The organism is Aquabacterium sp. T101 (genome assembly GCF_057219775.1).
In genome coordinates, this window is record NZ_JBXVVZ010000008.1 from 132,639 (window position 1) to 146,834 (window position 14,196).

Consider the following 14,196-nt stretch of genomic DNA (forward strand, 5'->3'; position numbering starts at 1 on the left):
CTGATGGGGAAGCCGGCAGGAGACCGGCGAAGCGGGTATTGTCGCCGGTCCCCGGACCGGGACGCGCCCGCGTCCTTCGGGCGCCTTCCTGACCGATTCCATGCCCCGCCTGCTCTGGCTGTTCGCCTTCATCAACCTCATCGTCGGATCCGGCGCGTTCGTCGTCGGCGGCGTGCTCACCGCCATCGCCGCGGACCTGCAGGTCGGCGTGGCCGCCGCCGGCCAGGCGATGACCGCCTACGCGCTGTCCACCGCCCTGCTGGCCCCCGTGCTGATGATGGCCACCGGGGCCTGGCCCCGGCGCCGCGCGCTGCTGCTGTCGCTGGGCCTGTTCTGCGCCGGCAACGTGGTCTGCGCACTGGCCGGCAGCCTGCCGGTGCTGCTGGCGGGCCGCGTGCTGATGGGGCTGGGCGCGATGTTCACGCCGGTGGCCGCCGGCATCGCCGTGGCCCTGGTGCCGCCGCAGCAGCGCGGAAAGGCGCTGTCACTCACCTTCGTCGGCATGAGCCTGTCCTACGTGATCGGCGTGCCGCTCGGGTCGTGGCTGGGGCTGGCCACGCGCTGGCAGGTGCCGGTGTGGCTGTTCGCCGTGCTGGCGGCCGGGGCGCTGTTGCTGGTGGCCCGGCTGGCGCCGGCGGACATCCGCGCGCCGGGCGCGAGCTTCCAGGGCGTGGGCCGCCTGCTCGCCCGCCGCGACGTGCTCGGCGTGCTGCTGACGACGCTGTCCTATTTCGTCGCGATCTTCGTCGTCTTTTCCTTCATCGGCCCGGTGCTGCAGGCCCTGGTGCCGATGGACCGGTCCACCCAGGCGCTGACGCTGGCGCTGTTCGGCGTGGCCGGCGTCGCAGGCACCCTCTCTGGCGGCCTGGCCAACGACCGCTTCGGGCCGCGCCGCACCCTCGTGGTGCAGCTGGCGGTGCTCGGCTCGATGATGGCGGTGCTGCCGCTGACCCAGGGGTCCTGGCCGGCGCTGGTGGCCGCGTTGATGGCCTGGGGCGTGGCCGGCTTCGGCATGATGGTGCCGCAGCAGTCGCGCCTGGCGGCGATGGCGCCGGCCCAGGCGCCGCTGCTGCTGTCGCTGAACACCTCGATGCTGTACCTGGGCACGGCGGCGGGCGCGGTGGTCGGCGGCGCCGCCGCAGCCCATCTGGGCCTGGTGCATCTGGGCTGGGCTGCAGTGCCTTTTGTCGCATTGGCCCTTGCGATCCTGCTGGGTGTCCATACTTCGGGCCCTGCGGTCACCATCGACCGAGAGGAGAAAGCCCCATGACCACCGACACCACCGTCATCGTCAACGACCTGGAAGGCGCCCGTGTGCGCACGCTGCACATCGTCTACGGCCTGCACGCGCTCGGGCTGGCGATCGGCGCCTTCGGCGCGGCGACCGTGGTCGGATCGTTCCTCTTCGGCTGGCCGTCGATCATCGCGGTGATCGTCAGCTACATGTACCGCGGCGACGTGCGCGGCACCTGGCTCGAGTCGCACTTCGACTGGGCGATCCGCACGTTCTGGCTCGCGCTCGGCCTGGCCGTGGCGATCGCGCTGGTGTCTGCTCCGCTGGTGCTGCTGCTCGGCCTGGGCATCGTCACCTGGTTCGTCGGCATGGCGATCCTGGGCGTGTGGGCGGTCTACCGCATCGCCCGCGGATGGCTGCGCCTGAATTCACGCCAGCCGATGCCGGCCTGACGCGTCCAGGGCCCCCGCGGGGCCCTGGCGCTACAATGCCCCCAGCGCCGCGGCGGCCAGTCACCGCGGCGCAGTCGTTTCAGACAGTTCCACCACATTCGCGCCTACCCGACTGGTGCACCCGCAACGGGTGACAGCAGGCTGCGACAAGGCCCGGCTAGCGGGCCCCCATCCACGATGAAATTCACCGACCTCGGCCTGGCCGAGCCGCTGCTGCGTGCCGTTCGCGAGCAGGGATACGACACCCCCACCCCGATCCAGGCGCAGGCCATTCCCGCCGTGCTGCAGGGCGGCGACCTGCTGGCCGGCGCCCAGACGGGCACCGGCAAGACCGCCGGCTTCACGCTGCCGCTGCTGCACCGCCTGGCGGCGGCGGGCCACAAGCGCGACGCGCGCGGCCGCATCGCCATCCGCGCCCTGATCCTGACGCCCACGCGCGAGCTGGCGGCGCAGGTGGAGGAGTCCGTCCGCACCTACGGCAAGTTCCTGCCGCTCACCTCGATGGTGATGTTCGGCGGCGTGGGCATGCAGCCCCAGATCGACCGCCTGCGCAAGGGCGTGGACATCCTCGTGGCCACGCCCGGCCGCCTGCTCGACCACCACCAGCAGGGGACGCTGGACCTGAGCCACATCGAGATCTTCGTTCTCGACGAGGCCGACCGCATGCTCGACATGGGCTTCATCCACGACATCAAGAAGGTGCTGGCGATCGTGCCGGCCAAGAAGCAGAGCCTGCTGTTTTCCGCCACGTTCAGCGACGAGATCAAGGCGCTGGCCGACCGCCTGCTGAACCGCCCGGCGCTGATCGAGGTGGCGCGCCGCAACGCCACCGCCGACACCATCGCGCAGAAGGTGCACCCCGTGGCGCGCGACAAGAAGAAGGCGCTGCTGGCGCACCTGATCAAGCGCGGCGACTGGCACCAGGTGCTGGTGTTCACGCGCATGAAGCACGGCGCCAACCGCCTGGCCGAGTTCCTCAACGACGAGGGCATCGGCGCGATGGCGATCCACGGCAACAAGAGCCAGAGCGCGCGCACCAAGGCGCTGGCCGACTTCAAGAAGGGCAGCCTGCCCGTGCTGGTGGCCACCGACATCGCCGCGCGCGGCATCGACATCGACCAGCTGCCGCACGTGGTGAACTTCGAGCTGCCCAACGTGCCGGAAGACTACGTGCACCGCATCGGCCGCACCGGCCGCGCCGGCGCGCAGGGCGAGGCGATCTCGCTGGTGTGCGTCGACGAGGAACTGTTCCTGCGCGACATCGAGAAGCTCACCAAGCGCAGCATCCCGCGCGAGCCGATCCCGGGCTTCGAGCCCCTGCCCACCGAGAAGGCCGAGCCGATCGTGCTGGGCCGCATGACGATCGGCGTCGGTGGCACCCGCCGCAACGCCGGTGGTGGTGGTGGTGGCGGCGGCGGTGGCGGCGGCCGCGGTGGCCGTCCCTCGGGCGCCCCGCGCGGTGGTGGCGGTGGTGGCGGCGGCGGTGGCGGCCAGGGCGGCGCGCGCAGCGGCGGCGGCCGCGGCGGCAGCTCGCAGGGCCCGCGGGGCCCGCGACTGACGCAGGGCAAGCGCTAGCGCGCGGGCGCGGACTACATTCCGCGCATGCCCGACGCCTCCAGCGCCCCGCTTTCGCAAGACACGCGCGACGCGCGCCCGACCGTGGTGCTGGCCGGGGCCAGCGGCCTGGTCGGCCGCGCCCTGCTCGCCCAGCTGCTGGACGACGACCGGGCCACCGTGCATGCGCTGCTGCGGCGCGACGTGCCCGACCTGCCGGCCTCGCGCCGCCTGGTGCGCCACGTCGTCGACTTCCGCGCGCCGCTGACGCTGCCGCCCGCCGACGAGCTCTACATCGCGCTGGGCACCACGATCAAGGCGGCCGGCTCGCAGGCCGCCTTCCGTGCGGTCGACTTCGACGCCGTGGTGGCTGTGGCCCGCGCCGCACGCGACGCGGGCATCGAGCGCGCCGCCGTGGTCTCCGCGATGGGCGCCAACGCGCAGTCGCGCGTCTTCTACAACCGGGTCAAGGGCGAAATGGAGCGTGCGCTGCGCGACCTGCGCTTCGAGCGCCTCGTCGTGGCCCGTCCGTCGCTGCTGGCCGGCGCCCGCGAGGCCCTGGCGCAGCCGCCGCGCCGCGGCGAGCGCCTGGCGCTGCGCGTCCTCGCCCCCATGGCCTGGGCGCTGCCGGCGTCGCTGCGCCCGATCGAGCCCACCGTCGTGGCGCGCGCCATGCGCTACGCCCTGCGCACCGACGGGCTGTCCTGGCAGGTGCTGGAGTCCGGCGTGCTGCAGACCCTCGGCAAGGAGACCGCATGAAGCTCACCAGCCTCGGCGCCGCCGACGGCGTCACCGGTTCGCGGCACGTGATCGACGTCGCCGGCCAGCGCCTGCTGCTCGACTGCGGCCTGTTCCAGGGCCTGAAGCTGCACCGCGAGCGCAACTGGCAGCGCCTGCCTCTGGACCCGGCCTCGATCGACGCCGTGGTGCTGAGCCATGCGCACCTGGACCACAGCGGCTGGCTGCCGGTGCTGGTCAAGCAGGGCTACCGCGGCCCGGTCTACGCCAGCCCCGCCACGCGCGAGCTGTCGGCCGTGATGCTGGCCGACAGCGCCCACCTGCAGGAAGAGGACGCGCGCCGCGCCAACCGCTACGGCACGTCGAAGCACGAGAAGGCGCTGCCGCTGTACACCCGCGCCGACGCGGCACGCGCCGTGTCGCGCATCAGCCCGCTGGCGCCGGGACAGACGGTGCGCGTGGGGCGGGTGGACGTGAGCCTCACGCCGGTGGGCCATCTGCTGGGCGCCTGCGCCGTCACGCTGCAGGCCGGCCGCGAGCGCATCGTCTTCTCCGGCGACCTGGGCCGCAGCCACGACCTGCTGCTGCCGCCGCCCGAGCCGATCCGCCGCGCCGACGTGCTGCTGATCGAAGCCACCTACGGCAACCGGCTGCATCCGGCCGAGGACGTGCAGGCGCGGCTGGGCGACATCATCCGCCGCACCGTGGCCCGCGGCGGCTCGGTGCTGCTGCCGTCGTTCGCCGTCGGGCGGGCACAGGCGCTGCTGCTGGTGCTGCAGCGCCTGCGGCGCGCCGGCGACATCCCGCCGTCGCTGCCGATCTTCCTGGACAGCCCGATGGCCACCGCGGCCACCGAGCTGACGCTGCGCCACGCCAAGCTGCTGCGCGTGCCGGCGCGCGAGCTGTCGCACCTGAAGGACGGCGTGCGCTTCATCGAGACCGGTGCGCAGTCGCAGCGCCTGTCGCGGCTGCGCTATCCGGCGGTGATCATCTCGGCCAGCGGCATGGCCACCGGCGGGCGGGTGCTGCACCACCTGGCCGCGCTGGCGCCGCACCACCGCCATCACGTCGTCTTCCCCGGCTTCCAGGTGGCCGGCACGCGCGGCGCCCGCATGCTGGCCGGCGCCACGGAAGTGAAGATCTTCGGCGAGATGGTCCCCGTGCGGGCCGAGGTGAGCCACCTCGAAGGCTTCTCGGGCCATGCCGACGCCGACGAGCTGATGGCCTGGATGAGCGGCTTCGAGCGCGCGCCGCGCCACACCTTCGTCGTGCATGGCGACCCCGACGCCACCGACTCGCTGCGCTTTCGCATCGGCCAGCAGCTGGGCTGGTCGGCCAGCGTGCCCCCGCATGCGCAGACCGTCGAGGCCTGAAGCGCCCCGACCGCGCCAATGAGCGCGGACTGGATCGGCCTGGCCGTGGCGCTGGGCGTGGGCCTGCTGGTGGGCGTGGAACGCGAGCGCCGCAAGGGCCGCGGCCCCGGCCGCGAGGCCGCCGGGCTGCGCACCTTCGCCCTCGTCACCGTGGCCGGCGCGCTGGCGCAGCACCTCGCGCCGGGGCCGCTGGTCGTGGCCGGTGCGCTGGCGGTCGGCGCGCTGGCGGCCCTGGCCTACTGGCGCAGCGTGCGCGGGCCGGCCGCCACGGTCGACCCCGGCCTCACCACCGAAGCGGCCCTGCTCGTGAGCTATCTCGTCGGCGTGCAGTGCGTCGTGTCGCCGCCGGTGGGTGCCGCCTGCGGCGCCGTGCTCGCGGGCCTGCTGGCCGCGCGCGAGCGCATGCACCGCTTCGCCACCGAATGGCTCACCGAGGAGGAGCTGCGCGACGCGCTGGTGCTGGCCGCGCTGGCCCTGGTGATCGTGCCGCTGGCGCCCACCGAGCCCTGGCCCGGTTTCGGCGGCCTGGCGCCGCGCACCGCCGCGTGGCTGGTGCTGGCGATCCTGCTGATCCAGTCGGCGGCGCACACGGCGCGCCGGCTGTTCGGCGAGCGCCATGCGCTGGGAGCCACCGGGCTGCTGGGCGGCTTCGTCTCCAGCACCGCCACCATCGCCACGCTCGGCGCGCGCGCCCGCCACGCGCAGGGCCCGCAGGCGCGCCAGCTGGCCGGCGCGGCCGGCCTGTCGGGCGCCGCCACGTGGCTGCAGACGCTGGTGCTGGCGTCGGTGGCGTCGCCGGCCCTGTTGCCGCACCTGGTGCCGGTGGCGGCGGCAGGCGCCGCGACGGCGCTGCTGGCCGGCGGCTGGGCCCTGCGCCACCGCGCGCCCGGGCCCGGCCCGGCAGCGGCGCTGCCGCAGCCCGGCGAGCGGCCGCTGCGGCTGCGCGAGGCGATGGGCGTGGCGGCACTGCTGCTGGGCGTGTCGGTGCTGGTGTCGTGGCTGCAGGGCCGGTTCGGCGTGCAGGGCGTGTGGGCCGGCACGGCACTGGCCGCGCTGGTGGACGCTCACGCGCCGCTGGCCGCCGCCTTCGGCCTGCATGCCCAGGGCAGACTGCCCACGGCCATGGCGCTGCAGACCCTGCTGATCGCGCTCGGCGTCAACAGCGCCAGCCGCTGCGGCGTGGCCTTCGCGACGGGCGGCGCGGCCTACGGATGGCGCGTCACCGCCGCGCTGGCCGCGTCCGCCGCGGCCGCAGTCGCCACCGCCGCCATCACGGGCGCGCTCGATGGGGCGCTGCCCGGCCTGGCACGCTGACCGGGGCGCCGACCGGCGGCGCTTGCAGTTGGTATCGCATGCTCACATCCCCGGCCGCCCGCTGGGCCTAGGCTCGACGCCCCGACCCGACCGGCCCCGACCCGACATGCCGCACGACCTGCTCGCCACCCGATGGGAAGGCACCGACCTGCTGGTGCTGCGCAACGACGACGTCGTGGACCGCATCGCCGCGAACGACATCCGCCGAGTGATCCTTGCCTGCGAACACGGCGACACGCCGAGCGACCTGGGCTTCGCGGTGATCGACGTCGGCGCGGACCATGTCATCCTGCCGGCAGCCAGTGGCATCGCGGGCCGGGTGCACTTCGAGCGCCAGGCGTACTGGGCCGAGCGGCGCTGCATCTACTGGGTCGACGCCACGCGGGCCGCGTTGCCGCGCAACGTGCGACCGGGGCTGTGGCTGCTGCGCCGGCACCGGCCCGGCTACCTGCGCCTGCCCAGCGCCGAGATCGCGCCGCTGATCGAGCAGTGGCCGATGGAAGGCCCGCAGACCTGGGAGCAGCGCAAGTGGGCCCGCATCGCCGCAGGGCGCAGCCTGCCGGGCCCGCAGCCCCGGCGCCCCGACTAGCGCGGCGGCTCGCGCCGCACCGCGCCTAGCGGAACTCGCCCTCGCGCAGCCACTTGGTGGCAACCCACTTCTCGCCGGCCACCACCGGCGCGCCGCCGTGCAGGGTCTTGGTGGCGGGGTGCGGGCGGTCGTAGCTGAAGAACACCGCATTGCCCTTGACCGGTGCGACTTCCAGGCCGACGTCCGGGAAGGTCGTGCCGCCGCCCTTGTCGGGCGTGTTCAGGTACATCACCAGCGTGCCGACGCGCTGGCCGCCGCGCGAGGTGATGCTGGCCGTGCCGGACTTGGCCGGGTCGAAGTAGTCGTGGTGCGGCTGGTACTCGGCGCCCGGCCGGTAGTGCAGCACCTGCAGGCCCTCGCCGTTGATCACCGGCCAGTTCACCAGGCGCGCGATGCGGGCCTCGACGCGCCGGCACAGCTCGCTCTCGCCGCGGTCGAAGAACATGCCGCGGCTGGTGCGCGCCACGTTCACCTCGCTGCCGCCGGTGTCGGTCTGCACCGTCTCCGACCGGGCCATGCGAGGCCGGGCGGCCTCGATCATGGCGTCGCACTCGTCGTCCGACAGCAGGCTGCCGAACACGATGACGCGCGGCAGCTTCATCGACATCAGGATGTTGACGCGGCGGTCGCCGGCGTCCACCCACGACGGGGCGTCCGACAGGTCGACGAAGGGCACCGGCACCGGCGTCGGCAGGCCCTGGGCCCGCGCCTGCTCCTCCAGGAAGCCCTGCAGGGTCTGCTCCATCGCGGCCAGGGCCACGTCCTCGGCCCAGCCGCTGGCGCGCATCGACGCCAGCACGTCGTCGGGCTTGTGGCCGGCCTGGGCCTGGGCCACGATCCACTGCCGCAGCTCGGGGGTGATCACTTGGGTCATTGCCATGGCGCCATTTTGGCAAAGGCCGACACCACCGGCACCCGGAAGAAGGCCCTGTTGCAGACCTTGCAGACCGGGCATCCGGCCCTACCTGGGGCGAACGCGGCGCGGGCCCCGGCCTGCGCCCTCTCCTCACGCCCCTTGCCCCCGGAGCCGAACCGATGACGATCAATGCCTCCACCGTGCTGCGTGCCGTCGCGCTGGGCCTGGCATGGCTGCTGGCCCTGCCGCCCTACGCCGACGCGCGCACGGGCGACCCCTCGGCGCCGCGCGCTGTCGCCCCGCGCGGCCCGCTGGCCGCCGACGAACAGGCCAACGTGGAACTGTTTCGCCGCGTGTCGCCGTCGGTGGTGCACATCACCACGCTCGAAACCCAGCGCGACCTGTTCTCGATGAACGTGGCCCAGGTGCCGCGCGGCACCGGCACCGGCTTCGTCTGGGACGACCGCGGCCATGTCGTCACCAACTTCCACGTCATCCAGGGCGGCAGCGGCGCACGCGTCACGATGGCCGACCAGACCACCTACGCGGCCAAGCTGGTGGGCGCCTTCCCGGACCGCGACCTCGCGGTGCTGCGCATCGAGGCGCCGCGCGAGAAGCTGCCGCCGATCGCCATCGGCACCAGCCGCGACCTGCTGGTGGGCCAGCGCGTCTATGCCATCGGCAACCCCTTCGGGCTGGACCAGACGCTGACACTGGGCGTCGTCAGCGCGCTCAACCGCGAGATCGAGTCCTTCAACGGTCGCACGATCCGCGGCGTGGTGCAGACCGACGCCGCGATCAACCCGGGCAATTCCGGCGGCCCGCTGCTGGACTCCGCGGGCCGGCTCATCGGCGTCAACACGCAGATCGCCAGCCCGAGCGGCGCCAGCGCCGGCATCGGCTTCGCGATCCCCGTGGACGAGGTCAATCGCATCGTGCCGCGCCTGATCCGCGACGGCCGCTTCGTGCGGCCGGCGCTGGGCATCACCGCGGGCCCGCCGGACCTGGTGGCCGCGCTGAAGCTGGCACGCGGCGTGCCCGTGGTGCAGGTGGGCAACGCCTCGCCGGCGGCCAAGGCCGGCCTGCAGCCCTTCCGCCGCGGACGCGGCGGCGAGGTGGTCCAGGGCGACGTGATCACCGCCATCAACGACGAGCCGGTGGCGGACCTCGACTCGATGCTGGCGCTGCTGGAGGCCCGCTCGCCCGGCGACACCGTGACGCTGACGCTGTGGCGCGCCGGGCAGACGCGCAAGCAGTCGGTGGTGCTGGCCGCGGGCGAGTAAGGCCCGGACGCCGGACCGCGGGCGGGCTCAGCGCCCGGCCACGGCCTCGAAGCGCGCCAGCGGCCGGCGCTGGCTGTCGAACAGGTCGAGGTGGCGGCCGTCGGTCTTCCAGAACGCCACCTTGTCCATCGTGTCGAGGAAGTGCCGCTCCTGGCCCATGCCCGTGGGGCACTCCATGCGCGACGTGGACAGCCGGCCGAAGGCCAGCGAATCGCCCTCCTGCACGAAGGTGCCCATGAAGCGGTTGCAGCCGGCACTGCCGGCCACACGCAGTTCGCCGAGCTCCATCAAGAGATGCGGTTCGGTGCCGCCCTCGAACACCGCCACCGGGCGCCCGGCCAGCCGCGTGGCCTTCCAGTAGGTGCCGCGCAGGGCGGTCCAGGCCTTGGGGTCGCCGCAGGACTCGCCGGGCCAGGCGCCGTCGAAGCGCCGCACCACCAGCGACGCGCGCGGCGGCTGGCCCGGTTCCGCCGACGGACGCTGCTGCACGTCGGCGTCGAGCGTGACCAGCACCTCGGCGCCGGGCACCCGGCGCGGCAGCGCCGTGTAGGCCCGTTCGAGCGCGAGGTAGTCGCCTTCCATCGCCACCGGCAGGCGCCGGCCGTCGGCACACAGCGTGATGGACGCGGCGTCGGCCATGTAGCGGAACAGGCCGCTGACGGGCGCCGTGGGCGCCGCCGGCGCGGACACCGGCGCGGACGCGGCCCGGGGCGCGGTGGGCTGCGCGCAGCCTGCCGCCAGCACGGCGGCGGCACCCAGGGCCCAGGCGGAAAGCAGGCGGTGCGGATTCATGGCGTCAGCCCACCCAGCGGCGGGCGTTGTGGAAGATGCGCATCCAGGGGCTGGCCACGGCCACCGGGCCGGCCGACCAGCTCATCTGGGCATTGCGGAACACCCGCTCCGGGTGCGGCATCAGCACCGTGAAGCGGCCGTCCGCGGTGGTCACCGAGGTCAGGCCGTCCGGGCTGCCGTTGGGATTGGCCGGGTAGGCCTCGGTGGGCCGTCCGGCGGGGTCGACGAAGCGCATCGCGCGCCGCACCGCGGCCGCATTGCCGCGCTGCGAGAAGTCGGCATAGCCCTCGCCATGCGCCACCGCCACCGGGATGCGGCTGCCCGCCATGCCGGTGAAGAAGATCGACGGCGAGTCCAGCACCTCCACCAGCGACAGGCGGGCCTCGAACTGCTCGCTGCGGTTGCGCGTGAACTTGGGCCAGTCGGAGGCGCCGGGAATGATGGGCGACAGCGCGGCCATCATCTGGCAGCCGTTGCACACGCCGAGCGCGAAGCTGTCGCTGCGGTTGAAGAAGGCCGCGAACTGCTCGGCCAGCACCGGGTTGAACAGCACCGAGCGGGCCCAGCCCTCGCCGGCGCCGAGCGTGTCGCCGTAGGAGAAGCCGCCGCAGGCGACGAAGCCGATGAACTGGTCCAGCCGCGCGCGGCCGGCCTGCAGGTCGGTCATGTGCACGTCGAAGGTGTCGAAGCCCGCCGCATGCAGGGCGTAGCTCATCTCGACATGCGAGTTGACGCCCTGCTCGCGCAGGATCGCCACCTTGGGCCGCTTCACGTAGGCCGGCGCGCCCTCGGACGGGTCGAAGGTCAGATGCAGGTGCAGCCCGGTGTCGTCGGCACGGCCGGCGGCGTCATGCTCCATGTCGGCGCAGGCGGGGTTGTCGCGCAGGCGCGCGATGCGCCAGCTCACCTCGTCCCAGGCCTGGTGCAGGTCGCGCAGCGGCGCGCTGAAGATCGCCTTCGCGTCGCGCCACACCTCCACCACGCCGCGGTCGTTGGGCTTGCCGATCACGTGGGCGTGTCGTGACAGGCCGTGCGCGCGCAGCACGCCCATCACGGCGTCGCGGTCGGCGCTGCGCACCTGCAGCACGACGCCGATCTCCTCGTTGAACAGCGCCGCCAGCGTGCGCTCGTTGCGACGCTCGCCCACCTGCGTGGCCCAGTTCTTGGAATCGCCGTACTCGGCGCGGCTGTCGGCGATGCCGTCGCCCTCGGTCACCAGCAGGTCGACGTTCAGGCTCACGCCGACGTGGCCGGCGAAGGCCATCTCGCACACCGCGGCCCACAGGCCGCCGTCGCTGCGGTCGTGGTAGGCCAGCAGGCGGCCGTCGGCGCGCAGCACGTTCACCGCCGCCACCAGCGCCTTGAGCTGCGCCGCGCCGGCGCCGGCGTCGAGGTCGGGCACCTCGTCGCCGAAGCGGCCCAGCACCTGGGCCAGCATCGACCCGCCCAGCCGCATGCGGCCCTGGCCCAGGTCCACCGCGATCAGCGTGGTGTCGCCCGGCTGCAGCTGCGGCGTCAGCGTGCCGCTCACGTCGTCCAGCGTGGCGAAGGCGGTGACCACCAGCGACACCGGCGCCGTGACCTGGCGCGTGGTGCCGCCGTCGGACCAGCGCGTCTTCATCGACAGCGAATCCTTGCCCACCGGCACGCCGATGCCCAGCGCCGGGCACAGCTCCAGGCCCACGGCGCGCACGGTGTCGTACAGCGCGGCGTCCTCGCCGGGCTCGCCGCAGGCGGCCATCCAGTTGCACGACAGCTTCACGCGCGACAGCTCGATCGGCGCGGCGAGCAGGTTGGTGACGGCCTCGGCCACCGCCATGCGGCCCGAGGCCGGCGCGTCCAGCGACGCCAGCGGCGTGCGCTCGCCCATGGCCATGGCCTCGCCGCGCAGCCCGCGGTAGTCGGCCAGCGTCACCGCGCAGTCGGCCACCGGCACCTGCCATGGGCCCACCATCGGGTCGCGGTGGTTCAGGCCGCCGACGGTGCGGTCACCGATGGTGACGAGGAAGCGCTTGCTGGCCACCGTGGGGTGACGCAGCACGTCGAACGCCACCAGCTCCAGCTTCACGCCGGTGAGGTCCAGCGGCGCCTCGCGGCGCGCCACGCGGGCCACGTCGCGGTGCATCTTCGGCGGCTTGCCCAGCAGCACGTCCATCGGCATGTCGATGGCCTGCGTGCGCTCGTCGGCCAGCACCAGGCGCGGCTCGTCGGTGGCCACGCCGACCACCGCGAACGGGCAGCGCTCGCGCTCGCACATCTGCTCGAACAGCGGCAGCAGCGCGGGGTCGACCGCCATCACGTAGCGTTCCTGGCTCTCGTTGCACCAGATCTCCTTCGGCGCGAGACCGGTCTCCTCGAGCGGCACCTTCGACAGGTCGAAGCGCGCACCCTTGCCCGCGCCGTCCACCAGCTCGGGGAAGGCATTGCTGATGCCGCCGGCGCCGACGTCGTGGATGGCCAGGATCGGGTTGCGCTCGCCCAGCGCCCAGCAGTGGTTGATGACCTCCTGCGCGCGACGCTGGATCTCCGGGTTGCCGCGCTGCACGCTGTCGAAGTCGAGCGCCGCGGCATTGGTGCCGGCGGCCATCGAGCTGGCCGCGCCGCCGCCCATGCCGATGCGCATGCCCGGGCCGCCGAGCTGCACCAGCAGCGTGCCGGCCGGGAAGCTCACCTTGGCCGTCTGCCCGGCGTCGATGCTTCCCAGGCCCCCCGCGATCATGATCGGCTTGTGGTAGCCGCGGCGCACGCCGGCCACGTCCTGCTCGAAGACGCGGAAGTAGCCGCCCAGGTTGGGCCGGCCGAACTCGTTGTTGAACGCGGCGCCACCGAGCGGGCCCTCGGTCATGATCTGCAGCGCGCTGGCGATGTGGCCGGGGCGCCCGACCGGGTGGCGCTCCCAGGGCTCGTCGGTGCCCGGCAGGTGCAGGTTGCTGACCGAAAAGCCCGTCAGGCCCGCCTTGGGCCGCGCGCCGCGGCCGGTGGCGCCCTCGTCGCGGATCTCGCCGCCGGCACCGGTGGACGCACCGGGATGGGGCGAGATGGCGGTGGGGTGGTTGTGCGTCTCCACCTTCATCAGCACATGGGCCGTGCCCTCGCGCGGGCCGTAGGGCGGCGCGTTGGTGAAGCCCTGCGGCAGCCAGCGCTGCACCGGCCCGCCTTCCATCACGGCGGCGTTGTCGGCATAGGCGATCACCGTGTGCTGCGGCGAGGTCTTCTCGGTGTGGCGGATCATGCCGAACATCGACAGCGGCTCGCGCCGGCCGTCGATGGTGAAGTCGGCGTTGAATATCTTGTGCCGGCAGTGCTCGCTGTTGGCCTGCGCGAACATCATCAGCTCGACGTCGGTCGGGTTGCGCGCGAGGCCGCGGAAGGCGGCGACCAGGTAGTCGATCTCGTCGTCCGACAGCGCCAGGCCGAAGGCCGTGTTGGCCTGCTCCAGCGCCGAGCGCCCGGCGCCGAGCACGTCCACCAGGGCCATCGGCTCGGCCTGCCGCTCGTCGAACAGGTGGCGCGCCTGCTCGCGCGCGCCGGGGCCGAAGGCCACGCTCTCGGTCATGCGGTCGTGCAGCAGCGCGGCGGCGGCGGCCAGCTCGTCGGCCGACAGCGCCTTGCCCGCGCCCAGCAGGCCGGCCTTGACCTGCAGCCGGTACTCGGTGACCCGCTCCACCCGATGCAGCGCCAGGCCGCAGTTGTGGGCGATGTCGGTGGCCTTGCTGGCCCACGGCGACACGGTGCCCAGGCGCGGCATCACCAGAACCACCTCGCCGTCGGCCGCGGCCGGGGCCGGGTCGCCGTAGGTCAGCAGCGCGGCCAGCTTGTCCTGCGCCGCGCGGTCCAGCGGGGCGTCGCTCCAGGCCCAGTGCACATGGCGCGCCGTGACGCCCGTGATCCGCGGGCAGGCCCCGGCCAGCCGGGCCAGCAGGCCCTGGGCGCGGAAGGCGGACAGGGCGTTGCCGCCCTCGAAGTGCAGCAGGTGCTTGGGGGCGGAAGTCATGCGGGGGTGGGGGGCGG

Annotated in this window: 11 protein-coding genes; 8 read left to right on the top strand and 3 right to left on the bottom strand. The window is 73.8% G+C overall.

Annotated elements, in window-relative coordinates:
• Window positions 1-100 precede the first annotated feature (100 nt).
• The 7 genes from AC2EAQ_RS17150 (at window position 101) to AC2EAQ_RS17180 (ending at window position 7,254) form a co-directional block, all read left to right on the top strand.
• Window positions 101-1,270: an MFS transporter gene (locus tag AC2EAQ_RS17150; protein ID WP_484645650.1), complete on the top strand. Its 1,170-nt coding sequence runs from the start codon at window positions 101-103 to the stop codon at window positions 1,268-1,270.
• Window positions 1,267-1,686: a DUF4870 family protein gene (locus tag AC2EAQ_RS17155; protein WP_484645651.1), complete on the top strand. Its 420-nt coding sequence runs from the start codon at window positions 1,267-1,269 to the stop codon at window positions 1,684-1,686. Before AC2EAQ_RS17150 ends, AC2EAQ_RS17155 begins: the two co-directional genes overlap by 4 nt.
• 177 nt (window positions 1,687-1,863) lie before the next feature.
• A complete protein-coding gene (locus AC2EAQ_RS17160) occupies window positions 1,864-3,261 on the top strand; it encodes a DEAD/DEAH box helicase (RefSeq protein WP_484645652.1) in 1,398 nt (465 codons plus the stop codon).
• Window positions 3,262-3,288: 27 nt separating this feature from the next.
• Window positions 3,289-3,999: an NAD(P)H-binding protein gene (locus tag AC2EAQ_RS17165; protein ID WP_484645653.1), complete on the top strand. Its 711-nt coding sequence runs from the start codon at window positions 3,289-3,291 to the stop codon at window positions 3,997-3,999.
• On the top strand, window positions 3,996-5,351 hold the full coding sequence (locus AC2EAQ_RS17170; RefSeq protein WP_484645654.1) for an MBL fold metallo-hydrolase RNA specificity domain-containing protein: 1,356 nt from the start codon (window positions 3,996-3,998) through the stop codon (window positions 5,349-5,351). Before AC2EAQ_RS17165 ends, AC2EAQ_RS17170 begins: the two co-directional genes overlap by 4 nt.
• Window positions 5,352-5,369: 18 nt before the next feature.
• Window positions 5,370-6,665 carry an MgtC/SapB family protein gene (locus tag AC2EAQ_RS17175; protein WP_484645655.1) on the top strand — a complete coding sequence of 432 codons (1,296 nt, stop codon included), beginning with the start codon at window positions 5,370-5,372 and terminating at the stop codon, window positions 6,663-6,665.
• Between the two features lie 106 nt (window positions 6,666-6,771).
• A complete protein-coding gene (locus AC2EAQ_RS17180) occupies window positions 6,772-7,254 on the top strand; it encodes a hypothetical protein (protein WP_484645656.1) in 483 nt (160 codons plus the stop codon).
• A 25-nt stretch (window positions 7,255-7,279) separates the two neighbouring features.
• Here AC2EAQ_RS17180 and AC2EAQ_RS17185 read toward each other — a convergent pair whose 3' ends face one another.
• Window positions 7,280-8,134 (bottom strand): 2OG-Fe(II) oxygenase, encoded by an 855-nt coding sequence (locus tag AC2EAQ_RS17185; RefSeq protein ID WP_484645657.1) that lies wholly within the window; start codon window positions 8,132-8,134, stop codon window positions 7,280-7,282.
• A 155-nt stretch (window positions 8,135-8,289) separates the two neighbouring features.
• Here AC2EAQ_RS17185 and AC2EAQ_RS17190 point away from each other — a divergent pair, with 155 nt between their 5' ends.
• Window positions 8,290-9,393 carry a S1C family serine protease gene (locus AC2EAQ_RS17190; protein WP_484645658.1) on the top strand — a complete coding sequence of 368 codons (1,104 nt, stop codon included), beginning with the start codon at window positions 8,290-8,292 and terminating at the stop codon, window positions 9,391-9,393.
• Between the two features lie 27 nt (window positions 9,394-9,420).
• On the opposite strand, the gene AC2EAQ_RS17195 is transcribed toward AC2EAQ_RS17190, so the two are convergent.
• Both AC2EAQ_RS17195 and purL read right to left on the bottom strand, forming a co-directional pair.
• Window positions 9,421-10,185, bottom strand: a complete 765-nt coding sequence (locus AC2EAQ_RS17195) for an META domain-containing protein (RefSeq protein ID WP_484645659.1) — start codon at window positions 10,183-10,185, stop codon at window positions 9,421-9,423.
• Window positions 10,186-10,189: 4 nt separating this feature from the next.
• Window positions 10,190-14,179: a phosphoribosylformylglycinamidine synthase gene (gene purL / locus AC2EAQ_RS17200; RefSeq protein ID WP_484645660.1), complete on the bottom strand. Its 3,990-nt coding sequence runs from the start codon at window positions 14,177-14,179 to the stop codon at window positions 10,190-10,192.
• Window positions 14,180-14,196 lie beyond the last annotated feature (17 nt).

Excerpts from the sequence above, each read along its gene's own strand:
- AC2EAQ_RS17150 (WP_484645650.1), top strand. The coding sequence starts at position 101 with ATGCCCCGCCTGCTCTGGCTGTTCGCCTTCATCAACCTCATCGTCGGA.
- AC2EAQ_RS17155 (WP_484645651.1), top strand. The coding sequence starts at position 1,267 with ATGACCACCGACACCACCGTCATCGTCAACGACCTGGAAGGCGCCCGT.
- AC2EAQ_RS17160 (WP_484645652.1), top strand. The coding sequence starts at position 1,864 with ATGAAATTCACCGACCTCGGCCTGGCCGAGCCGCTGCTGCGTGCCGTT.
- AC2EAQ_RS17165 (WP_484645653.1), top strand. The coding sequence starts at position 3,289 with ATGCCCGACGCCTCCAGCGCCCCGCTTTCGCAAGACACGCGCGACGCG.
- AC2EAQ_RS17170 (WP_484645654.1), top strand. The coding sequence starts at position 3,996 with ATGAAGCTCACCAGCCTCGGCGCCGCCGACGGCGTCACCGGTTCGCGG.
- AC2EAQ_RS17175 (WP_484645655.1), top strand. The coding sequence starts at position 5,370 with ATGAGCGCGGACTGGATCGGCCTGGCCGTGGCGCTGGGCGTGGGCCTG.
- AC2EAQ_RS17180 (WP_484645656.1), top strand. The coding sequence starts at position 6,772 with ATGCCGCACGACCTGCTCGCCACCCGATGGGAAGGCACCGACCTGCTG.
- AC2EAQ_RS17185 (WP_484645657.1), bottom strand. The coding sequence starts at position 8,134 with ATGGCAATGACCCAAGTGATCACCCCCGAGCTGCGGCAGTGGATCGTG.
- AC2EAQ_RS17190 (WP_484645658.1), top strand. The coding sequence starts at position 8,290 with ATGACGATCAATGCCTCCACCGTGCTGCGTGCCGTCGCGCTGGGCCTG.
- AC2EAQ_RS17195 (WP_484645659.1), bottom strand. The coding sequence starts at position 10,185 with ATGAATCCGCACCGCCTGCTTTCCGCCTGGGCCCTGGGTGCCGCCGCC.
- purL (WP_484645660.1), bottom strand. The coding sequence starts at position 14,179 with ATGACTTCCGCCCCCAAGCACCTGCTGCACTTCGAGGGCGGCAACGCC.